Source organism: Streptomyces canus (assembly GCF_001514145.1).
Taxonomy (GTDB): domain Bacteria; phylum Actinomycetota; class Actinomycetes; order Streptomycetales; family Streptomycetaceae; genus Streptomyces; species Streptomyces canus.
In genome coordinates this window covers 256815-278089 of record NZ_KQ948666.1, presented here as the reverse complement: position 1 = coordinate 278089, position 21275 = coordinate 256815, and the positions used below count along the sequence as shown (strand labels likewise).

Genomic DNA, 21275 nt, shown 5'->3' with positions numbered 1-21275 from the left:
TGCTGTTCGCGATGCTCCGCGACGGCACGTTCTACGAACCCAGAACCCCACGCCCCGCTTGACGAAAGACAGAGAGGCACCCCCCGGGAGGGCACCGCCTCGGTCGGCGGTCGTAGGGCCCCGGACCGAGGCGCCGGGGTGAGGCGGCCGGTAGCGTCCCGGCCATGACGATCACCGAGAGCCGCACCCTCGAACAGCGCAAGCGCGACGTACTGGCCCGGCTGGAGCGCGAGACGGACATCTGGGTGGCCTCGGCGGACGCCGACGGGCTGCCGTGTCTGGTCGCGCTGTGGTTCGCCTGGGACGGCAAGTCCGTCTGGCTGTCCACGCGGATCACCAATCCCACGGGCCGCAATTTGCGCGACGGCGGGCGCACCCGGCTGGCGTTCGGGGACACCCAGGATGTCGTGCTCATCGACGGGGACGTGCGGACCTACGGCGGGGAGGACGTGCCGTCCGCGGCGATCGACGTCTTCATGGCGAAGACGGGCTGGGACCCGCGCCGTGACAGTGCCTCCTACGCCTTCTTCCAGGTGCGCCCGCGCACGGTGCAGGCCCTTCACGGGGAGCACGAGATGCGCGGGCGGCACGTCATGCAGGACGGCGTGTGGGCCGTCTGATCTGTCAACCGGCTTTCTGGTGCAGTGAGTTCAGGACGTCCAGCTCGTCGTCGGTGAGCCTGAGCGCGCCTGCCGCGATGTTCTCGGCGAGATGGTCGGGGTTGCCGGTGCCGGGGATCGCCAGGACGTGCGGACCCTGGGCGAGGGTCCAGGCGAGCCGGACCTGGGCGGGGGTCGCGTCGCGCGCCCGTGCGACGGCGAGCACCGCCTCGTCATGGGCGGTGGTGGCGCCCTCGGCTCCGGCGTCCCCGGCGATCGCGAAGAACGGCACGAAGGCGATGCCCTGTTCCCCGCAGATCCGCACCATCTCGTCGGTGACCCGGTTGCGGGAGTCGAGCCCGAAACGGTTCTGCACGGACACCACCGGCGCGATGGCCTGCGCCTCGGCGAGGTGCCGGGGCTCGACGTCGGAGATGCCGAGCTGCCGGATCAGACCCTTGTCGCGCAGTTCGGCGAGGGCCCCGAAGTGCTCGGCGATCGAATCCTGGCGCATCCGGCGGAGGTACACCAGGTCGAGGTGGTCGCGGCCGAGCTGGCGGAGGTTCTCCTCGACGTGACCACGAAGGTCTTCCGGTCGGGCCGAGGTACCCCACTCGCCCGTGTAGTCCCGGAAGGGCCCGACCTTGGCGGCGATGACGAGGCCGTCGGGGTACGGGGACAGCGCGCTGTTGATGATCTCGTTGGCGGAGCGCAGCGAGGAGAAGTAGAAGGCGGCCGTGTCGATGTGGTTCACGCCGAGCTCGATCGCCCTGCGCAGCACGGCGATCGACCGCTGCCGGTCGCTCGGGGTGCCGAAGTGGAAAGCAGCGCTTCCTGTCAGCCGCATCGCGCCGAAGCCGATACGGTTGACGGTGAGATCGCCGAGTGTCCAGGTGCCTGCCGCGTCCGCGGTGATCGTTTCGGAGGTCATCGGCGGATGATGACACATCTCCGGCCCACCACCTTCGGCAGTTTTCGAACTACCTTCGCTGTGCGGCCAGCCGTATGGGCGCGTTCGCCGCACCAAACCCCGCATAACCGCCGCTCCGCTGCACGAACTCGAAGAAGACGTGGCCGACCGTCTCGGTGTAGCAGTGCCGGAACTCGCCGCCCCGCTCGTCACGGTCGTAGAGGATGCCCAGCTCGCGGTAGGTCTCCAACTCCCCCTCGGTGAACTCGAACCGCGCCTCGAGGTCGTCGTAGTAGTTGGCGGGGACGCGCAGCAACCCTGCCCCGGCCGCCATGAAGCGGCGCACCGTGGCGACGATGTCGCCGACAGCGAACGCCACGTGCCGGGCCCGGGTTTCGCCGTCCTCCTCCGGGGCGGGCGCGAGGTTGAGGACCAGCCGGGGCCCGTCCGACGAGGCGGACAGGGCTCGGCTGCGGAACAGGCCGTAGGGGTCGGCGAGTTCGACGGTCTCGTGCGGGCTGAGGCCCAGCACCGTGCGGTGGAAGAGCACCGATTCGTCGAAGTGGTGCCACGGCTGGGTCAGCGCAAGGTGGTCAATGGCCATGGCGTCCCCGGGTCCGCTCTCGGCCGTGTGCCTGAAGTCGTCGGTCCAGCTGGGGAGTTCGGGGCGGCTGGTCGCACAGAAGAGTACTTCGGTGCCATCGGGGGCCGCGATCGACTCCACCGGAACGTCCCTGGCGGCACGGCGCTTGGGCAGGGCGGGCGCGAGCAGGGCTTCCGCGCGGCGGGCGGAGGCTGCCGGATCCGCCGTCTCCAGGCCTACGGCGGCCAGGGTGGTGTCGGTACGGCGGCCGGCGGCACCCGTGTTGACCAGGACACGGGCCTCGCCCTGCGCCCAGAGGTCGACCGGCTTGCCGTGATGGCGGGCGGTGCGGGTGAAGCCGAGGGCGGTGAGGAGTTCGCCGACGGGTTCGGGGTCGCTGGTGGCGAGTTCCGCGAAGGCGACACCGGAGGGGATCACCGGCGCCGGGAGCGGGGAGACGCCGGCGTTCTCCTCGAGGGCGAGCAGGGAGCGCAGCCCGTCCAGCGCGGTGCGGCCCGCGTCCGCCTGCCGGAAGACGTCGTTGAAGACCTCCAGTGACAGAGGTCCGTCGTATCCGGCGTTCAGGACGTGGCGGAGGAGTCCGGCCACGTCGAAGCCGCCCTGGCCGGGGAAGCAGCGGTAGTGGCGGCTCCACTGGAGGACGTCCATGGCCATCAGCGGGGCATCGGCGAGCTGGAGGAAGAAGATCTTGTCGCCGGGGATGTCCGCGATGCCTTTGAGGTCCTCGGGTCCGGAAGCCCGGGAGAGGATGTGAAAGCTGTCCAGGCAGGTGCCGAGCGCAGGATGGTCCGCGGCTTCGACGATCCGCCAGGCGTGGCCGTACGTGCTGACGTGCCGCCCCCAGGCGAGCGCCTCGTAGGCCACCCGGATGCCGAACTCCTGGGCCAGGTCGGCGAGTCGGCTCAGCTGTTCGGCCGCGAGGGCGTCGTCGTCCACGGCCTGTGGGGCGACGCTGGAGCAGACGAGGACCGTGTCGGCGCCGAGCCTGCGCATCAGCTCGAACTTGTGCCGGGCGCGCCTCAGATTGCGGGCGAAGACCTCTTCCGGGACCGCCTCGATGTCCCGCATCGGCTGGTAGAGGTCGATGCCCAGTCCGAGGTCGGCCGTGCGAGCGGCGATCTCCTCGGGGGCGAGCGGGCTCGCCAGGAGGTCGTTCTCGAAGATCTCGACGCCGTCGAAGCCCGCCTGTGAGGCGGCCGTCAGCTTCTCGGTGAGGGTGCCGCTGAGGCAGACGGTGGCGATGGACTTACGCATACTCGCTCCCGAGGCCGTCACTGGATCTCCCAGATGACCACTAGATGGTCCTACTGATCCGCTGTGCGGTCAGACTAGGGGGCGTGGGCTCCTCGAGCAAGGGCCCAGGTTTCCCTGGTCCGCACAGCGGACTACGGTCGGGAGCAACATCGGCCGAGGGCCGCAGGGAACGTACGGGAGGCAGCGGGTGAGTGAGGAACAGGCGCGGGCGGGAGGTGACTCCGACCAGCAGGCGGGCGGGGTGCGCAGTGTGCGGCGGGCCTTCGACATCCTCACCCTGCTCACCGAGGACCGTCCGGTGATCACCCTGCGGGAGATCACCGAGTCGACGGGGCTCGCCAAGACGACCGCGCTGCGTCTGGTGCAGACGCTGGAGGAGACCGGCCTGCTGGGCTCGCACCCGTCCGGCTACATCGCGGGTCCCGCGCTGTGGCGCTGGGCGTATCTCGCGCGCAGCCAGTGGGAGGTGCCGCAGGAGACCCGGAAGGTCATGCGCGATCTCGCGGACCGGCTCGGCGAGACCGTCAACCTCTTCGTCGCCCGAGGCGTCAGCCGCATCTGCGTCGCCCACGAGGAGAGCCCGCATCCGCTGCGCCATGTCGTCGACGTCGGCGACGAACAGCCGCTGTGGGCCGGCGCCTCCTCGAAGATCCTGCTGCGGGACGCTTCGGAGGTGTTCCTGCTCCGGGTCGCCGCCGCCTCACCGCAGGGCGAGGCGCATGTCGAGCGGCTGCGGGCCTGGGTCACGGAGGCGGCCGAGCGCGGCTACGCCGTCAGCAGCAGCGAGTGGGACGAGGGGCTCACCGCCGTGGCCGTGCCCGTGACCGGGCGCACCGGCAAGGTCGCCGCCTCCCTCTCCCTGAGCGGCCCCAGCCACCGCTTCCCCTACGAGGCCGTCGAGCGCTTCGCCGCGGCACTCACCGAGGGTGCCCACCTCATCTCCGGCCAGGGCTTCAGCCACCCGCTGAGCAGCGCCGTCTGAGACCCGGCCGGTTACCGGCGGGCGAGGGTGCCGTCGCGCCCTCGCCACGGTCGGTCCCCTCCTCAACCGGAAGCCTGGTCACTGTCCTTCATCTCGCCCCAGCCGTGCCAGCGCTCGACCTCGATCCAGGCGCTGAAGCGGGCCCGGACCCGGTTCGGATAGGCACGGCCGCCGTAGTGGGTGGAGAGGCGGTCGATGTCGACGAGGCCCTCGTCCTCGTACGTCTCGGTCACGCGGCCGATGAGCGTGACGTGCGTGTACCAGTTGTCGCCGTCCAGGACGGTGAGGGTGACGCGCGGGTCGCGGCGCAGGTGCTTCAGCCGGATCCGGCCCTCGTCCAGGTTGATCAGGACGCGGCCGTCGTCCCAGAGGTACCACGTGGGGGTCGACACCGGCGTTCCGTCGGAGCGCAGGGTCGCCATCACACAGGGGTTGGGGCGGCGCAGCAGTTCGACGGCCGCGGGCGGCAGCGGGGGCTTGGACACGAAGGGTTCCTCCTCGGGAGCCTCGGGTTCAGGCGTTCTCGTCGAAGCTCGCATAGTAGGCGGCGGCCATGTCCTGGTCGCCGTGGCCCTGGGCGGCGGCGCGTTCGAAGCGTTCGGCGCTCGCTGCGGCCACGTCCAGGCGGACCCCGCCCCGCTCACCGGCCTCGACGATCAGACGGGCGTCCTTGGCGGCGGTGGAGACCGCGAACTGGGCCGGTGACAACTGGTCGTTGAGGACCAGGCCCGACTTGGCCCGCAGATAGCCCATGTCCAGGGGACCGCCGTCGATGGCGTCGAAGAAGCCCTGCGGATCCACGCCGAGGGCCTTCGCGAGGGCGAGGACCTCTCCGGCCGCGCTGGTCACCGCGAGCACCCAGCTGTTGGCGACCAGCTTCAGCCGGGTCGCGCTGCCCTCGGCCCCGTCCTCGCCGGTCCACACCGTGCGCGCGCCGACCGCGTCGAAGACGGGGGTCACGGCACCGCGGCCGTCGGCCGGGCCGGCCACGAGGACCAGCAGCTGACCGGCCTCGGCGGGCTGGCGGGTGCCCAGAACGGGCGCGTCGAAGAAGACCAGTTGGTGCTCGCGGGCGAAGGCGGCCAGGTCGGCGATCCCCTCGACGCCGGCGGTGGTCGACTGCACCCACGCGATGCCAGGGCGAAGCCCCTCTGCGGCCTGACGCATGACGTCCAGGGCCGCGGGACCGTCGTACAGCATGGTCAGGACGACGTCCGCACCCCGCACGGCCTCGGCGGGGCTGTCGGCGATCTCTACGCCGTCCGCGGCCAGCGGCTGCGCCTTGCCGGCGCTGCGGTTCCAGGCGCGGACGGTGTGTCCGGCGCGGGCGAGGTTGCGGGCCATCGCGGCGCCCATGATGCCGGTGCCCAGGACACTCACGGTGAGCTTGTCGGTCATGACGTCAACTCTCTGCGGGGGGTGCGGATGTGCGGTCAGGCCGTCGGGACGCGTACCCGGCCACCGGGGAGATCCTCCACCAGCCAGGCGGGCAGCACGTCGAACCGCTCCTCGGACTCGCCGTCCCGCCTGGTGGTCCAGGGGTCTCGGCGGCCGACACCTGAAACTCTACGACGCGCTCGGCCGGCAGCGGACCTCAACCTCCTGGGCCCCTTTCTTGCCCGGTGGCTCCGGCACCTGCAGAAGGTCATCGCCCGCCCGCACTCGTCGGTTGCGCGCGTCCGCACGACGGTCTGCCGGTCCGCGCCTCAGGCGGGCTGCGGGGCGGGTGTGACCGGAGCGGCCGCGACCTTGCGGGTCTCGCGCAATATCAGCAGGCCGTTGACCACCATCAGGGTCGCGGTCAGGCCGTGGAGGCCGAGTGCGGTGGCCACGGAGCCGTGGTGGGCCAGCACCGTACTCATGTCGCCGTACGCGGCGAGGGCCTCCACCAGCAGAACCCAGCCCAGCGCCCGGCGCTGGCCCGTCACCAGCAGGATGACCAGGACCAGGGCCAGGACGACGTCGCGGATTCCCTTGATGATCAGGAAGCCGCCGCCGTCATCGGACGGCCAACTGGGCAGGCCGAAGCCCGGCGCCGTCGTCTCCGGGCTCAGGATGAACTCCGTCCCGAACCAGAGGATGAAGAGGACGAAGGCGGCGACCAGCACAGTGTTGATCTTCTTCAGCGACACTGTTCTTCTCCTGGTGAGAGTTCGTCAGACGAGGGCGGACGCAAGCAGGGCGAAGGCGGCGATGATGACGGCGACGCGGAGATAGTGGTAGCGCTCCCAGCGGTTCAGCTGCTCCTTCCAGTCGGCGGGCCGGTTCTCGGGGGTCCAGGTCCTGTTCCGGTTGTTGATCGGGACGAGCAGCAGTATCGACATGACCACGCTGACGATCAGCAGTCCGGCGGCGATGGCGACGAGTCGGGCGCCGTGGTGGTCCCATCCGGCGACGGCCCAGATCGCGCTGAGCACGAGCGAGCCGATGTACCAGAACGGCATCAGGGTGCCGAGCATCCGGCCGCCGTGGGCGTGGCCGAGCTGGCCGCTGTCCTCGGGAAGGGCGTCCAGGATCCGGCTCATGATGAAGGCGACGCAGAACTCCACCCCCACCATCAGGCCGACGACGACGGTGGTGACGACCCCGAGTGCGTTGAGCATGACGATCCCTCCGTTGAACTAGCGTTGCTAGCTGATGAGGCAACGCTAGTACTTCTGCCGCTCGATTGTCTAGCGGTGCTAGGATCGATTCATGTCGGTACAGGAACGCAAGCAGCGCGAACGGGCGGAGCGCGAGCGCCTCATCGTGGCGACGGCCCGCGAACTCGCCGAGCAGCAGGGCTGGGACGCAGTCACCACCCGCCGGCTCGCCGAGCGCATCGAATACAGTCAGCCCGTCCTCTACAGCCACTTCCGGGGCAAGCGCGAGATCATCGGCGCCGTCGCCCTTCAGGGGGCCGCCGAACTGGCCACTGCGGTGCGGGCCGCGACGTCCGCCGCGGACCGCCCCCGCGCCCGGGTCGTCGCCCTGGCCCGCGCCTACCTCGACTTCGCCGCACGCAACCCGGCGGTCTACGACGCCTTGTTCCAGCTCGACGGCGGCCTGGCATACGCCCAGGAGGACACCCCCGAGCCGCTGAAGGACGCCTTCGCCGCCCTGCTGGAGACTCTCGGCGAGGTCACCGGAGACGGTGTCCAGCCGGGCCTGTTCACCGAGGTGTTCTGGGCGGCCCTGCACGGCCTCGCGACCCTGACCCGCGCGGGCCGCCTGCTGCCCGAGGACGCCGAGCCGAGGGTGGAGCTGCTGGTGGACCGGCTCGCCATGGTCTGACACACCGCCCGGGCGGGCACGCGGCCGGGGCCCGCAGGCCCCGGACAAGGCACCCGCCCCGGAAGACGCGCTACTTGCCCTGGCCGAGGGGCTTCTCGAGGATCGCCTTGCGGTGGCTGAAGGTCTCGATGGAGTAGCGGCCGTGGTAGTTGCCCATGCCGCTCTCCCCGACCCCGCCGAACGGCAGGTCGGAGACGGTGAGATGGGCGAGGGGCAGGCCGTAGCCGAGGCCGCCGGAGGAGGTCTCGTCGGCGATGCGGCGCCGGGTCGTGTCGGAGTCGGTGAAGACGTACAGCGCGAGCGGCTTGTCCCGGTCGTTGATGAAGTCGATGGCCTCGTCGAGGCCGGGGACGGTGACGATCGGGAGGATCGGGCCGAAGATCTCCTCCTGCATCACCGGGGACTTGGGGTCCACGTCGGCGAGGACGGTGGGCGCGATGTACTTGTTCGTACGGTCGCTCGTGCCACCGACGACCGTGCGGCCCGAGTCGAGCAGGCCGGCGAGGCGGTCGAAATGCCGTTCGTTGATGATGCGTCCGTACTCGCCGGAGTCGGCGGGATCGCTGCCGTACAGCGTTTCCACGGCGCCGGCCAGCAGCGGCTCCAGGGCGGCCGCCGTCTCCGGGTCGGTCAGGACGTAGTCGGGGGCGACGCACGTCTGCCCGGCGTTGAGGAACTTGCCGCGGGCGAGGCGGTCGGCGACGACCGTGAGGTCGGCGTCGCGGTCGACGAACGCAGGGGACTTGCCGCCCAGTTCGAGGGTGACCGGGGTCAAGTGCTCGGCGGCGGCGCGCAGGACGATACGGCCGACCGTGCCGTTGCCGGTGTAGAAGATGTGGTCGAAGCGCTCGGCCAGCAGAGCCGTGGTCTCCGGGATGCCGCCCTCGACGACGGCCACGGCGTCCGTGTCCAGGTGAGCGGGCAGCAGCCGGGCCAGGGCGGCGGAGGTGGCCGGGGCCAGCTCGCTCGGCTTGGCGACCACCGCGTTGCCCGCGGCGAGGGCGCCGACCACCGGGGCGAGCAGCAGCTGGGCGGGGTAGTTCCAGGGGGCGATGACGAGGACGACGCCGAGCGGGTCGTACTGCGTCCGGGCGCTCGCGTCGGCGCCGAGGTGCGCCGGGACCGGGGCGGACTCGGGTCGCAGCCAGTCGGTGAGGTGGTCAAGGGTGTGGTCGATCTCGCGGATCGTGAAGTCGATCTCGGTGCGGAAGGCCTCGGTCGAGCTCTTTCCCAGGTCGGCGTGGAGGGCGGCGGCCAGCTCCGTGCCGTTCTCCGTGAGCATCTCGCGCAGGCGGCGCAGCTGGGTCGTACGCCATTCCACGGGCTTGGTGCGGCCGCTGCGGAAGGTGGCGCGCAGCCGGGCCACGACGTCGGCGGGCTGCTCGGGGGCGGGGTGGTTCACGGGTGCCTCGCTGGGGTGGGCGGGCCTTGCGGCCTCGGTCTCGACGGTCAGATGTATATTGCAACCTTTTCGCGTCCGGGTAAATTCCGGGGCCGCCGTCAGGACTTTTCGTGCCGAGGGGACAGCGAGCGGCGGCGGTGTTCGAGATAGGTGCGCTCCGCCGGATTCTCGGTGAGTTCCGCCGCCTTCGCGTACGCGTCCGCGGCCTCCGCGTGGCGTCCGAGCCGGCGCAGCAGGTCGGCCCGGACGGCGTGGAGGACGTGGTAGCCGTCGAGGTCCAGCGCGTCCACCAGGGCGAGGGCCTGCGCGGGTCCGTCGGTCTCGGCCACGGCGACCGCTCGGTTCAGGGCCACGACAGGACTGGGAGCCACGGCCATCAGCTGGTCGTACAGCCGGTGGACCTGCCCCCAGTCGGTGGGCGCGTCGCTGTGCACGGCCTGGATGGCGGCCTGGATCTGGTAGGGCCCCGGCTGGTTCCGGCGCAGACACCGCCGTACGAGTGACTGGCCCTCCGCGATGAGCGCGCGGTTCCAGCAGCCGGGGTCCTGTTCCGAGAGCGGCACGAGCTCACCGTTGTCATCGGTGCGGGCGGCCCGGCGGGACTCGACGAGCAGCATCAGGGCGAGGAGACCGGTGACCTCGGGTTCGTCCGGCATCAGCTCGGCCAGCAGACGGCCCAGGCGTACGGCCTCCGCGCACAGGTCGGCCGTACCGCCGTACCCCTCGTTGAAGATCAGGTAGACGACGGCGAGCACGCCCTCGAGCCGGTCGGGGAGGTCGGCGTCGCGGGGGACGCGGTAGGGGATGCGGGCATCGCGGATCTTGGCCTTGGCGCGGACGAGGCGCTGGGCCATGGTCGGCTCGGGGACGAGGAAGGCGCGGGCGATCCGGGCGGTGGTGAGGCCGCCGAGCAGGCGCAGGGTGAGGGCGACCTGTGCCTGGGGCGCGAGGGCGGGGTGGCAGCAGGTGAAGATGAGGCGGAGCCGTTCGTCGCGCACGGGGCCCTCCTCGGGCGGTGCGTCGGGGGCGTGCAGCAGGGCGGCCTCGGCGTGGCGGGCCTCTCTTGTGGTCTCGCGGCGCAGCCGGTCGATCGCGCGGTGGCGGGCGGTGGTGATGATCCAGCCGGCCGGGCTGGGTGGCACACCGGTCTCCGGCCAGCGCCGCACCGCCGTGGTGAAGGCGTCCTGGACCGCTTCCTCGGCGAGGTCGATGTCGCCGAGGAAGCGGACCAGGACCGCGACCGCGCGGCCGTACTCCTCGCGGAAGACGCCCTCGATGTCCAGGGTCATCAGTCCTCGGACTCGTGCTGGAAGGGGCGCACCTCGATGGGCAGGGTGGTGGCCAGAGCCGCCTTGCGCCCCCATTCCAGGGCCGCGTCCAGGTCGGGCGCCTTCACGATGCAGAGGCCGCCGAGCTGTTCCTTGCCCTCGGCGTACGGCCCGTCGGTGATCAGCACGTCGCCGTCACGGGGCCGCAGCACGGTCGAGGCGTCGGGGCTGTGCAGTCCCCCGGCGAAGACCCAGGCCCCGGCCTCGCGCAGCTCCTGGTGGAAGGCGTCGAGCCGCTTGCCGATCTCGGCCAGGACCTCGGGTGCGGGCAGTTCGTCCCAGCCGGGCTGCATGACGTTGAGCAGGTAGTACTGCATGTCGCTCTCCTCCTGTGAGTGTGTCTCACCTCCTACACGAACGGCACACCCCCGGATCGACAGCGCGCGCGAGGGGATCGGGAGAATCTTGTCCATGACCACCGCAGCGCACCCGCTCCTCGCCACCGCCCACGCCCTCGCGGCCGGCCTCCTCGCCCCGCACGCGGCACGGGTCGACCAGGAGGGCGTGCCCGCGAGCCACCTCGACGCGATCAGGCGCTCGGGCCTGCTCGGGGTGAGCGCACCGAAGGAGTACGGCGGTGCGGGCGCCCCGGACGCGGTGGCGCGGGAGGTCCAGGAGATCCTCGCCGGGGCGTGCTGCTCCACGTGGTTCGTGCAAACCCAGCACCACTCGCCGGTGCGGCTGCTCATGCAGTGCGCCCTGCCGGTGCGGGAGCGGCTGCTCGGGCCGCTGGCGACCGGCGAGCTGCTGGCCGGGATCGCGTTCGCGCACGTCCGCGCCTACCCGCGGGTGCCGGTGCGGGTGACGGCCGAGCGGGACGGCTGGCGCTTCGACGGAACGGTGCCGTGGTTCACCGGCTGGGGTCTGAACGACGTGATGCTGCTGGCAGGGGTGAGCGAGGCGGACGAGGTGGTGTTCGCGTTCACCGAGGCCCGCGAGCAGCCGGGGCTGCGGGCCTCGGAGCCGGTGCGGCTGGCGGCGCTCACCGCGGCCCGGACGGTCTCCCTGGAGCTGGACGGCCTGTGGCTGCCCGACGACGCGGTGGTGCTGCACACTCCGCAGGAGAAGTTCGCGCTGCTGGACCGGCCCCGCAACACCAACGCCTCCCCCGCCGTCTTCGGGGTGGCGTACGCGGCGCTCCGCGTACTGGACGAGGCCGGGGAGTCCGAGACCGCGGGTGCCCTTCGTGGCCGCCTCGACGGAGTGCGCGGGCAGGTGTACGCCCTGGCCGACCACCCCGTCCCGTATGAGCGCGTCGCCGAACGGCTGGCGCTCAAGACACGGTCGTACGACCTGATGCGCGCCGCCACGACCGCCGCCGTCGTGGCCGGGGGCGGCCGGGCCATGGGCCTGGACAGTACGGCCCAACGGCTTTTCCGCGAGGGGATGTTCCTGCTTGTGCAGGGACAGACCACCGACGTGCGCCGCGCACATCTGGACGCTCTGGCGCAGCTCTAGGCCAGGAAGTCGACGAGGGCGGCCGTGAGGTGTGCGGGGGCGTCCTCCTGGACGAGGTGACCGGCGCCCGGGACCGTTTCGAGGCGTGCGCCCGGGATGCGCGCGACGAGTTCGTGCCCCTTGCCGAGGGGGATCCAGGTGTCGTCCTCGCCCCAGCACACCAGTGTCGGGATCGCGATCTCGCCGTACCGGTCCTGCACTTCGTCGGTGTAGCGCTGGTCGGCCTGGGCGATCTGACGGTAGAAGGCCCCCTGGCCCGGGTCGCCGAGCCAGGGTTCGACCAGCCGGTCGAGGACGGCGGGGTGCAGGCCGGGGCTGCTGGCGGAGCCGACGTACTCGCGGACGAGGGCCCGGTGCAGGGCGGGCGGCAGTTGGTCGAAGACGTCGGAGTGCTTGCCGACGAGTTTGAAGAACGGCGATCCCCAGGGGGCCAGCGCGACCGGGTCGACCAGGGCGAGCGAACGGTAGCGGGCGCCGTGCAGCAGATGGGCCCGCAGGGACACGGCACCGCCGAAGTCGTGGGCCACGACCCGGGGTCGGTCGAGATCCCAGTGCGCCAGGAGCTCGGTGAAGACCCGGCCCTGGGCCGCCAGCGAGACATCCTGGCCGGCGAACATCTGCGAGGCCCCGTAGCCGGGCATGTCCCACACGAACACGTGGTGGCGCCGGGCGAGGGCGCGGGCCACGGCACGCCAGACATAGGAGGAGAAGGGCGTGCCGTGGAGGAGGACGACCGGGTCCCGGCCCACGTCTCCGAGGCTGTCCCAGCGGACCTCACCGGAGCTGCTGCGGAAGGTCCTGGTCAACGGCCAGTCGCTCACGGGCTGTTCCTCTCGACGGTTTCGCAGGTCGAGCCCGTGAGCGTACGGGGTGACGGCCTAGCTCGCGAACGGCACCTGCGCCGTGGGCGCGGCCTGGTCGCCGGACGGGTGCTGCCACAGCCCCTGTGTGGCCAGGCGCGGCAGGACTCCCTCGCCGAACCAGTAGGCCTCCTCCAGATGCGGGTAGCCGGAGAGCACGAACTCGTCGATGCCGAGGGCGTGGTACTCCTTGATCCGCTCCGCGACCTCGTCGTGGCTGCCGACCAGCGCGGTCCCCGCGCCGCCGCGCACCAGGCCGATGCCGGCCCACAGGTTGGGGTGGATCTCCAGGCCGTCGCGAGCGCCGCCGCCGTGCAGGGCGAGCATGCGCTGCTGACCCTCGGACTCGCTGCGGGCGAGCCCGGCCTGCACCGACCTGACGGTCTCGGGGTCGAAGCCCTCCAGGAGACGGTTCGCCTCGGCCCAGGCCTGCTCGGAGGTGTCCCGGGTGATGACGTGCAGACGGATCCCGAAGCGCAGGGTGCGGCCCTCCTTGGCCGCGAGCCCGCGGATCCAGGCGATCTTCTCGGCGACCTGCGCGGGCGGCTCGCCCCAGGTGAGGTACACGTCGACGTACTTGGCGGCGACCTCCCCGGCGATGGGCGAGGACCCGCCGAAGTACACCTCGGGCACCGGGTCGGGCACACGCGCCAGTTTCGCGTCCTCGACCTGGAGGTGCTCGCCGCGCAGGTCGACGGTCTTGCCCTCCCACAGCCCCCGTACGACGTCCAGGAATTCGCCGGTACGGCGGTAGCGGGCGTCCTTGTCGAGGAAGTCCCCGTAGGCCCGCTGCTCGTGGCTCTCCCCGCCGGTGACCACGTTGAGCAGCAGCCGGCCGCCGGTCTGCCGCTGGAAGGTGGACGCCATCTGCGCGGCGAGGGTGGGTGAGACGAAGCCGGGCCGGAAGGCGACCAGGAACTTCAGGCGCTCGGTGTTCTGGCTGACCATGGCGGTGGTCAGCCACGCGTCCTCGCACCAGGCGCCGGTGGGAGTGAGCGCCCCCACGAAGCCCAGGTCCTCGGCCGCGCGGGCGATCTGGCTCAGGTAGGCGACCGTCGGCGGCCGGTCCCGTCCGGAGACGGTGGCGGGCGTGCCGTGACCGCCGCCCACGACATGGCGGCTGTCGCCGTTGGTGGGCAGGAACCAGTGGAAGGTGAGGGACATGAGGGGGCTCCGATCTGGAAGGTCCGCAGGTCGCTAGAGGAGGCCGTGCCGGGGTGGCCTGGTGCCGTTGAGCACGTACCTTCCGATGTGCTGGATCTTCCAGCGGGTCGGGTCGTGCAGGGTGTGCGTGCGGGCGTCGCGCCAATGGCGGTGCAGGTTCAGGGAGTTGAGCGCCGAGCGGGTGCCGGACACCTCGAACAGTGCGCTCGCGACCTCCACCGCGGCCTGCGCAGCCGACACCTTGGCCGCGGCCACGGCGATGGACGCCTCGGCCGCCGAGTCGTCGGTGAGGTCGGCCCGGGCGGCTTCCACGGCACGGGCGGCTTCCCGCAGCAGGGCCTCGGACGCCCTTGCCTGGATGGCCAGTTCACCGAAGCGCTGGATCAGCAGGGGGTCCTCGGCGGCGGTCTCGACACCGCTCTCGAACCACGGACGGCTCTTCGTGCGGACGAACTCCACCGCCTGGGCGAGTGCTCCCCCGGCGATCCCCGCGTCGATGGCGGCGTGCAGCAACTGGGCGACGGCTCCGTGGAGTTGGGGGCCCTCGAAGGTGAGGTGGTGGGGCAGGACCCGGTCGGCCGGGACCTCGACGCCTTCGAGGCGGACGGTGCCACTGGCCGTCGTACGCTGGCCGAGTCCGTCCCAGTCGTCGATCACCGTGAGGCCGGGAGCGTCCCTGGGGACGTAGGCGACGTGCAATTTGTCGTCCTCGGCCCGGGCCAGTACGGGGATCCAGTCGGCGAACAGGGCACCGGTGGAGTAGTGCTTCACACCGTCGAGGACGTACGAGCCGGCCGGCCCCGGATGCAGCCGGGTGCGGATGTCCTGGACGTGCTTGGTTCCGGCCTCGGACTGCGCGTTGCCGAAGCGGCGGCCGGCGAGCAGCTCGGCGAAGAAGAACTTCCGCTGTTCGTCGGTGCCCTGACGGCGGATCACATTGACGTAGGCGAAGTGGCTCTGCGGGATCTGGGAGAGGCTCGCGTCGGCGGAGGCGAGCAGCCGGAAGACCTCGGCGAGGGTGGAGGCGCTCACGTCCGCTCCCCCGTGCTCCGCGGGGACGGTGACGGCGAGCAGGCCGGAGGCGGAGAGCCGGTCCAACTCCTCGCGTGGCAGCCTGCGTTCGGCGTCCCGGGCGGAGGCGCCCGCGCGGAACTCCGCGGCGAGCGACGCGGCGACCGCGAGGGCCTCCGCGTCGTCGGCGATCACATGGGCGGTCATGTCCTTCAGCCCGCCGCCGCGAGCACCGGCCGCCGTCCCAGCGCGGTCGAGAACTGGTCGACGATCTGCGTGAGCGCCTCGGTGGCGGCCGGCGCCACGGTCAGCGAGCCGTCCTCCTGCACGGTGATGTCCTTGTCGAGGGTGAACCAGCCCTGCACGATGTGGGCCGCGCCCATGGAGCTGAGGACCGGGCGGAGCGCGTAGTCGATGGCCAGGACGTGGGCGGTGGAACCGCCGGTCGCCAGCGGCAGCACCGTCTTGCCGAGGAGGGCGTACTGCGGGAGCAGGTCGAGCAGGGCCTTGAGGACCCCGGAGTACGACGCCTTGTAGACGGGAGTACCCACGACGATCCCGTCGGCGCGCTCGAAGAGCTCGGTCACCTCGACGATCGCCGGGTGCTTGAAGTCTGCGCCGAGCAGGGCCTCGGCGGGGACGGTGCGGACGTCGAGCGGGATCACCTCGTGGCCCTGCGCGGTCAGGCGCCGGTCGAGGTGGCGCAGCAGTCGGTTGGTACGGGAGGAGGCGGAGGGACTGCCGGAGACGGACAGGACGGTGGCCATGCGGTCCTCTTTCGGGGAGGTGGGGCGCCCCCGGTTCAGGCGGGGGCGCCCCTGGGGAAGCGGTCAGGAGTACCAGGTGGGCTCGGGCAGCTCGCCTTCCAGGACCCAGCGGCCGACCTCGCGCCGCTTGTACGCGACCGGGTCGTGGAGGGTGTGGGTGCGGACGTTGCGCCAGAAGCGGTCCAGGCCCTCCGAGGTGGCCGTGGAGCGGGCGCCCGTCACCTCGAAGATCCGGTGGGAGATCTCCAGGGCCACGTCGGTGGCGCGGGCCTTGACCGCGGCCACCCGGACCTCGAAGTCCCCTCGCGTCTGCTCGGTGACGGCGTCGGGGTCGTCGTGGAGCTTCTGTCCCTCGGCGGCGACGGCGTCGGCGAGGGCCTCGGCCGCCCAGAGCTTGGCGGTGAGGTCGCCGTAGATGTCGATGACGTACGGCTCGTCGACCGCGCGCTCGTAGCCGCCGTGCAGCCAGGAGCGGGACTTCTCGCGGGTGTAGGTGGCGGCCGTCTCCAGCGCGCCGCCCGCGATGCCCAGGTAGAAGTTGACGAAGACCAGCTGGATGGTGGGGACGTTGAGGGTGTTGTAGACGCGCGGCTGGAACACCTTGTCGACATATCCGGCCGCGCTCGACCACGGGGTGCGCACGCCGTCGAGGGTGACGCGGCCGCTCTCGGTGAGGCGCTGTCCGATGTTGTCCCAGTCGTCATGGAAGGTCAGGCCTTCCGAGTCGGAGGGCACGATCGCGAAGACGTGCTGGTCGGTGCCCTCCAGGACGCCTTCCAGGACGGTGACGTCGGAGACCTTGCTGCCGGTGGAGAAGGACTTGCGGCCGGTGTAGACGAGGTCGCCGCCGTCCTCGGTCACCACGACGTCCTTGTCGCGCGGGTTGACCGCGCCACCGAAGAACCAGCGGTTGCGGGATGCCTCGGCCTCCACGTGCTCCCACTGTTCCCGGGTGCCGACCAGGCGGGCGGCCCAGAACCACAGGTAGTGATAGCCCAGGAGCTGGCCGATGGAGCCGTCGGCCTTGGCCACCTCGCGGACCACCCGGTAGGCGGTGGGCCAGTCCTGGCCTCCGCCGCCGTGCTCGGTGGGACCGAGGAGGGTGACGAGGCCGGCGTCCTTGAGGAGCTGGACCTCGGCGTACGGGGTGGCGCCCACGTGGTCGCGTTCCGCGGCGTCGGTCGCGAGGACCGCGGCGACCTCGGCGGCGCGGGCGATCCAGTCCTGGGCGGTCTCGGGGGCTGGGCGGGTCTGCCAGTCGGTGGGCGTGACGGTGCTCATGCGGATGACCTCTCTCGCGGGTGGGGGGATCAGGCGTCGGAGTCCGGGAGCTGGGCCTCCAGCTCACGCACGAGCGGCAGCACGCGCTTGCCGAAGTACTCGACCTCCTCGTGGTAGTGCAGGAAGCCGAGCAGGAGGAGGTCCACCCCGAGCTTCTTGTAGGCGACGATCCGCTCGGCGATCTGCTCCGGCGTGCCGATGAGGCCGGTGCGGAAGCCGTCGTTGTACTGGACGAGGTCCTCGAAGGTGGAGTCCTGCCACATGCCCTTCTTGTCGCCGGTGGACTGTCCGGCCTGCTTCACGGCCGCGCCGAATCCCTCGACGGCCTCCGTGTCGGCCTTGGCGACGATCTCCCGGAGGGTCTCGCGGGCCTCGGCCTCGGTGTCCCGGGCGATGAGGAAGCCGTTGAGGCCGAACTTCGGTGCCCTGCGCCCGACTTCGGCGGCGGACTTGCGGACGTCGGTGATCTGCTCCACGACTCCGTCGAAGTCCTTGCCGTTGGAGAAGTACCAGTCGGAGACCCGGCCGGCCATGGCTCGGGCCGCACTGGAGTTGCCGCCCTGGAAGATCTCCGGGTGCGGCCGCTCCTCGGTGTTGAGGGGCTTGGGCTTGAGGGAGAAGTCCCGCAACCGGTAGAAGTCACCGCCGAGTTCGGCGTGGTCCTCGGTCCAGATCTTCCGCAGGGCGGTGATGAACTCCTCGGAGCGGCGGTAGCGCTCGTCGTGCTCCAGCCAGGGCTCGCCGAGGGCGGTGAACTCGCCCTTGAACCAGCCCGATACGACGTTCACGGCGAAGCGGCCCTTGGAGAGGTGGTCGGCGGTGGCGCCGAGCTTGGCGAGGACGCCGGGGTGCCACAGGCCGGGGTGGACGGCGGCGATGACCTTCAGGCGCTGGGTGGCGAGCAGCAGGGCGAGGCTGAAGCTGGTCGACTCGTGCTGGAACTCGGCGCCGTAGCTGGCCATGTAGCGGACCTGGCTGAGGGCGTAGTCGAAGCCGTTGTTCTCGGCGAGGACAGCGAGTTCCCGGTTGTAGTCGTAGCCCCAGTCGGTGCGCTGCTCGATCTTGCTGGTGACCAGTCCCCCGCTGACGTTGGGGACCCAGTAGGCGAATTTCACGGGCGCGGCAGGCATGCGTGACTCCTGTTGCGGAATGTTTTCGGGCACGCCGAATTCAAGAGGTGCGCGGGCACAAGGAATTCAGGCGGGGAAAGCCTCAGAAAGAGGGAAAGCGCGGCGGATCACAGGAGGTTGATCAGGCCGCGGCGCAACAGGAGGCACTGGAGACGCGCGCGAGGTCGACATGGCGTCGCCGCGTGAGGTCCAGTCGCATCTTCATGCCGTCGATCGTGACAGCCGGTGGCGAGAGGCGTCAAGGAAAACCCGACCGGTCTCGTATCGCGGACCATTGAATTTCACGAACGTGTGACAGGGAAACCCTTGAACCGGGCGGGAAATGACCCGCATTCTGCGGGGCATGCGGACGGAACAGTTGGAATACATCGCCGCGGTGACCCGGCTCGGCTCACTGCGCCGGGCGGCGGACGAACTGCGCCTGTCGCAGCCCGCGTTGAGCGAGACCGTGCGGAACCTGGAGCGGGAGCTCGGGGTCGACCTGCTGGAGCGCAAGCGATCCGGGGCGACGATGAGCGCGGAGGGCCGGGAGTTGCTGCCGCACATCGTCGGCGTGCTGGAGGCGGTGGACCGGCTGCGGGCGGCGGCGGGCGAGCAGCACCGCATCAGCCGTATGGTCCGGGTCGGCACGGTGAACGCGGCGACCGTGCCGCTGCTCATTCCGGCGGTCGAGGACTTCCGGGCCGCTCATCCGGTCACCCAGGTCGAGGTGGTCGGCGCGCAGCAGACGGACATCCACCGGGCCCTGTCCGAGGGCGGGTTCGACCTCGGTCTGGTCAATCACCTCGACGGCGACGACACGCCCGCGGGATTCGAGTCCACGCAGCTGCTGCGGGGGCGGCCGGTGGTGTGCCTGCGCCCGGACAGTCCGCTGGCCGCGCGGACCTGTGTGTCGGTGGACGACCTGCTCACCCAGCCGTTGATCGCGATGCGCACCGGTTATGTCATGCACCGTTTCGTGCACCGGCTGCTGGGCCACCGGGGCTCGTCCTTCGCGTACTCCACCGACGGCGCCGAAATGGGCAAGCTGATGGTGGCCGAGGGGCTGGGGGTGACCGTGCTGCCCGACTTCAGCGTGGTCGGGGATCCGCTGGAGCGGCAGGGCACGATCACCCACCGGCCGATCGAGGGCGACGCGACCCGGGTGCTGTTGATGCTTCAGCGCCGCAGGGCCGAGTCCGTGCCGCAGGCGGCCCGGGATCTGCACGACGTGTTCGTCCGCCGGGCCCGGCACCTGGGCGGGACGCTCACCCCGCCCGGCTGAGCCGCCCCAGGAGGCGCGTGCTCGTTCAGTCCTCGTCCCGCCCCGGGACGACCACGAGGAACGCGTCCGACTTCAGATCCATCACGACGGTCGCGGGCTCACCCTTGGCCCGTCGCTCCGCCGCGTACTCCTCCGCCGGCCACGATCCACGAGGAGCTCCCGCTGGAAACCGCTCCAAGACCTTCGCGCCCATAGCGGCGAACACCTCCAGCATCGATGTACGACTCGAACCGTCCTGTTCCGTACGAGTGCGGCTTCCCGCGATGCGCGCGATCATGTCCCCGAGCCCGCGTTTTAGTCCACGCGTCCCGGCCGCTGCTCGCCCCGCTCCCGTCCCCGTTCCGGTACGGGTCGCCCAGCCGACGAGTTCACGTGGCACCGCATCCGAAGCGAGCCACGGCTCGGAAGTGATCAGCAGGGGGACCGCACGAAGGACCGAGGGCCGATGGAGCACGACGACACGCGAGAGGGACTGCGCTGCCTGGTGACCGGCGCCACGGGGTACATCGGCGGCCGGCTCGTCCCCGAACTCCTCTCGGCGGGACACCGGGTGCGCTGTCTGGCCCGCTCCCCCGACCGGCTGCGCGACCATCCCTGGGCCGACCGCGCCGAGGTGGTGGCCGGTGACGTGACCGACGCCTCGTCCGTCGCCCGTGCACTGGCCGGGGTGGATGTGGCGTACTACCTGGTGCACACGATGAGCTCCGGCAAGGACTTCGAGGAGACCGACCGCAGGGCTGCGCTGATCTTCGCCGAGCAGGCCCGGATCGCGGGCGTGCTGCGGATCGTGCACCTCAGCGGGCTCACCCCGGCGGGCGTGCCCGAGCACGAACTCTCCCCGCACCTGCGCTCCCGTGCCGAGGTGGCCCGCATCCTGCTCGACTCCGGGGTCCCGACCACGGTCCTGCGGGCGGCCGTCGTCATCGGCTCGGGTTCCGCGTCCTTCGAGATGCTGCGGTACCTGACCGAGCGCCTGCCCGTGATGATCACCCCGAGCTGGGTGCACACCCGCATCCAGCCCGTGGCGGTCCGCGACGTACTGCGGGCCCTCGTCGGCAGTGCCCGCATGCCGTCGGACGTCAACCGGGCCTTCGACCTCGGCGGACCGGAGGTGCTGACGTACCGGCAGATGATGCTCAGGTACGCGGCGGTCGCCGGACTGCCGCGCCGGATCATCATTCCGGTGCCGGTGCTCACCCCTGGGCTCTCCAGCCACTGGGTGGGCCTGGTGACACCGGTGCCCGCCTCGATCGCCCGGCCGCTCACCGAGTCGCTGCGGCACGAGGTGGTCTGCCACGAGCACGACATCGCCCGCCATCTCTCCGGCCCGCCCGGTCGTCCGATCGGCTTCGACGAGGCCGTACGACTGGCTCTGCAGCGGGTGCGGGAGGCACGGGTCACGACGCGGTGGTCGTCGGCCTCGGTGCCGGGCGCCCCCAGCGATCCGCTGCCCACCGACCCGGACTGGGCGGGCGGAAGTCTCTACAGCGACCACCGGGAGCTCCCGGTCGACGCCTCGCCGGAGGCGCTGTGGCGGGTCATCGAGGGCATCGGCGGCGAGAACGGCTGGTACTCCTTCCCGCTCGCGTGGACGGTGCGGGGCGGGCTGGACCGGCTGGTGGGCGGGGTCGGGCTGCGCCGGGGGCGCCGGGACGCGGCCCGGCTGCGGGTCGGCGACTCGCTGGACTTCTGGCGGGTCGAGGCGATCGAGCCCGGCCGGCTGCTGCGGTTGCGGGCCGAGATGCGGCTGCCGGGCCTGGCCTGGCTGGAGATGAGCGCGGTCAGGGACGAGGACGGCCGCACCCGCTACCGGCAGCGCGCCCTGTTCCATCCGCACGGTCTGCTGGGTCAGGCCTACTGGTGGAGCGTCTCCCCCTTCCACGCGATCGTCTTCGGCGACATGGCCCGCAACATCGCCCGGGCCGCGGCGGGTTCGGCGGTCCGCGATCCGCGGCACACCTCTGCCCACTGATCTCCCGGCTCCTCTC

General features: G+C 71.3%; 23 protein-coding genes. 6 read left to right on the top strand and 17 right to left on the bottom strand.

The genetic code is table 11. The features are described from left to right. Positions 1-164: 164 nt before the first annotated feature. Positions 165-620, top strand: coding sequence for a pyridoxamine 5'-phosphate oxidase family protein (locus tag AQJ46_RS31960; RefSeq protein ID WP_059208862.1), 456 nt, complete (start codon positions 165-167; stop codon positions 618-620). A 4-nt stretch (positions 621-624) separates the two neighbouring features. On the opposite strand, the gene AQJ46_RS31955 is transcribed toward AQJ46_RS31960, so the two are convergent. Further along, positions 625-1530 (bottom strand): aldo/keto reductase, encoded by a 906-nt coding sequence (locus tag AQJ46_RS31955; protein WP_059208861.1) that lies wholly within the window; start codon positions 1528-1530, stop codon positions 625-627. Between the two features lie 49 nt (positions 1531-1579). Beyond that, positions 1580-3367 carry a bifunctional sugar phosphate isomerase/epimerase/4-hydroxyphenylpyruvate dioxygenase family protein gene (locus AQJ46_RS31950; RefSeq protein WP_059208860.1) on the bottom strand — a complete coding sequence of 596 codons (1788 nt, stop codon included), beginning with the start codon at positions 3365-3367 and terminating at the stop codon, positions 1580-1582. Between the two features lie 187 nt (positions 3368-3554). On the opposite strand from AQJ46_RS31950, the gene AQJ46_RS31945 reads away from it, so the two are divergent. Next, on the top strand, positions 3555-4349 hold the full coding sequence (locus AQJ46_RS31945) for an IclR family transcriptional regulator (protein ID WP_059208859.1): 795 nt from the start codon (positions 3555-3557) through the stop codon (positions 4347-4349). Positions 4350-4411: 62 nt separating this feature from the next. Here the strand turns inward: AQJ46_RS31945 and AQJ46_RS31940 are convergent, their stop codons facing one another. From AQJ46_RS31940 to AQJ46_RS31925, 4 genes are all read right to left on the bottom strand, one after another. Then, positions 4412-4834, bottom strand: a complete 423-nt coding sequence (locus AQJ46_RS31940; RefSeq protein WP_059208858.1) for a PPOX class F420-dependent oxidoreductase — start codon at positions 4832-4834, stop codon at positions 4412-4414. A gap of 28 nt (positions 4835-4862) precedes the next feature. Further along, on the bottom strand, positions 4863-5747 hold the full coding sequence (locus tag AQJ46_RS31935; protein WP_059208857.1) for an NAD(P)-dependent oxidoreductase: 885 nt from the start codon (positions 5745-5747) through the stop codon (positions 4863-4865). A 308-nt stretch (positions 5748-6055) separates the two neighbouring features. Further along, positions 6056-6481 carry a DUF4267 domain-containing protein gene (locus tag AQJ46_RS31930; protein WP_059208856.1) on the bottom strand — a complete coding sequence of 142 codons (426 nt, stop codon included), beginning with the start codon at positions 6479-6481 and terminating at the stop codon, positions 6056-6058. A gap of 24 nt (positions 6482-6505) precedes the next feature. Beyond that, on the bottom strand, positions 6506-6952 hold the full coding sequence (locus AQJ46_RS31925; RefSeq protein WP_059208855.1) for a DUF1772 domain-containing protein: 447 nt from the start codon (positions 6950-6952) through the stop codon (positions 6506-6508). Between the two features lie 91 nt (positions 6953-7043). Here AQJ46_RS31925 and AQJ46_RS31920 point away from each other — a divergent pair, with 91 nt between their 5' ends. Next, complete coding sequence (locus AQJ46_RS31920; RefSeq protein WP_059208854.1) at positions 7044-7622, top strand: TetR/AcrR family transcriptional regulator; 579 nt, start codon at positions 7044-7046, stop codon at positions 7620-7622. 70 nt (positions 7623-7692) lie between these two features. Here the strand turns inward: AQJ46_RS31920 and AQJ46_RS31915 are convergent, their stop codons facing one another. The 3 genes from AQJ46_RS31915 to AQJ46_RS31905 form a co-directional block, all read right to left on the bottom strand. Continuing rightward, positions 7693-9024, bottom strand: a complete 1332-nt coding sequence (locus AQJ46_RS31915; RefSeq protein ID WP_059208853.1) for an aldehyde dehydrogenase family protein — start codon at positions 9022-9024, stop codon at positions 7693-7695. 98 nt (positions 9025-9122) lie between these two features. Further along, positions 9123-10313 (bottom strand): RNA polymerase sigma factor, encoded by a 1191-nt coding sequence (locus AQJ46_RS31910; RefSeq protein ID WP_059208852.1) that lies wholly within the window; start codon positions 10311-10313, stop codon positions 9123-9125. After that, positions 10313-10669 carry a YciI family protein gene (locus AQJ46_RS31905; protein WP_057611463.1) on the bottom strand — a complete coding sequence of 119 codons (357 nt, stop codon included), beginning with the start codon at positions 10667-10669 and terminating at the stop codon, positions 10313-10315. Before AQJ46_RS31905 ends, AQJ46_RS31910 begins: the two co-directional genes overlap by 1 nt. 94 nt (positions 10670-10763) lie before the next feature. On the opposite strand from AQJ46_RS31905, the gene AQJ46_RS31900 reads away from it, so the two are divergent. Then, complete coding sequence (locus tag AQJ46_RS31900) at positions 10764-11810, top strand: acyl-CoA dehydrogenase family protein (protein WP_059208851.1); 1047 nt, start codon at positions 10764-10766, stop codon at positions 11808-11810. Here the strand turns inward: AQJ46_RS31900 and AQJ46_RS31895 are convergent. From AQJ46_RS31895 to AQJ46_RS59115, 7 genes are all read right to left on the bottom strand, one after another. Next, on the bottom strand, positions 11807-12631 hold the full coding sequence (locus tag AQJ46_RS31895) for an alpha/beta fold hydrolase (RefSeq protein WP_059208850.1): 825 nt from the start codon (positions 12629-12631) through the stop codon (positions 11807-11809). The genes AQJ46_RS31900 and AQJ46_RS31895 overlap by 4 nt on opposite strands. A gap of 57 nt (positions 12632-12688) precedes the next feature. After that, positions 12689-13834: an LLM class flavin-dependent oxidoreductase gene (locus tag AQJ46_RS31890; protein WP_059208849.1), complete on the bottom strand. Its 1146-nt coding sequence runs from the start codon at positions 13832-13834 to the stop codon at positions 12689-12691. A gap of 33 nt (positions 13835-13867) precedes the next feature. Continuing rightward, on the bottom strand, positions 13868-15052 hold the full coding sequence (locus AQJ46_RS31885) for an SfnB family sulfur acquisition oxidoreductase (protein WP_059208848.1): 1185 nt from the start codon (positions 15050-15052) through the stop codon (positions 13868-13870). A 5-nt stretch (positions 15053-15057) separates the two neighbouring features. Further along, positions 15058-15612, bottom strand: coding sequence for an NADPH-dependent FMN reductase (gene ssuE, locus AQJ46_RS31880; RefSeq protein ID WP_057611468.1), 555 nt, complete (start codon positions 15610-15612; stop codon positions 15058-15060). Between the two features lie 63 nt (positions 15613-15675). After that, positions 15676-16893 (bottom strand): acyl-CoA dehydrogenase family protein, encoded by a 1218-nt coding sequence (locus AQJ46_RS31875; protein WP_059208847.1) that lies wholly within the window; start codon positions 16891-16893, stop codon positions 15676-15678. Between the two features lie 29 nt (positions 16894-16922). Then, the gene (gene sfnG / locus AQJ46_RS31870) at positions 16923-18023 is read right to left on the bottom strand and encodes a dimethylsulfone monooxygenase SfnG (protein ID WP_057611470.1); all 1101 of its coding nucleotides are present in this window, start codon (positions 18021-18023) and stop codon (positions 16923-16925) included. 121 nt (positions 18024-18144) lie between these two features. Further along, a complete protein-coding gene (locus AQJ46_RS59115; protein ID WP_350786652.1) occupies positions 18145-18222 on the bottom strand; it encodes a putative leader peptide in 78 nt (25 codons plus the stop codon). A 144-nt stretch (positions 18223-18366) separates the two neighbouring features. Here AQJ46_RS59115 and AQJ46_RS31865 point away from each other — a divergent pair, with 144 nt between their 5' ends. Next, positions 18367-19287: a LysR family transcriptional regulator gene (locus AQJ46_RS31865; protein WP_057611471.1), complete on the top strand. Its 921-nt coding sequence runs from the start codon at positions 18367-18369 to the stop codon at positions 19285-19287. A 25-nt stretch (positions 19288-19312) separates the two neighbouring features. Here the strand turns inward: AQJ46_RS31865 and AQJ46_RS31860 are convergent, their stop codons facing one another. Next, the gene (locus tag AQJ46_RS31860) at positions 19313-19501 is read right to left on the bottom strand and encodes a hypothetical protein (protein ID WP_059208846.1); all 189 of its coding nucleotides are present in this window, start codon (positions 19499-19501) and stop codon (positions 19313-19315) included. 231 nt (positions 19502-19732) lie between these two features. Between AQJ46_RS31860 and AQJ46_RS31855 the strand changes: the two genes are divergently transcribed. Beyond that, a complete protein-coding gene (locus tag AQJ46_RS31855; protein ID WP_059208845.1) occupies positions 19733-21259 on the top strand; it encodes an SDR family oxidoreductase in 1527 nt (508 codons plus the stop codon). The last annotated feature ends 16 nt before the right edge of the window (positions 21260-21275 follow it).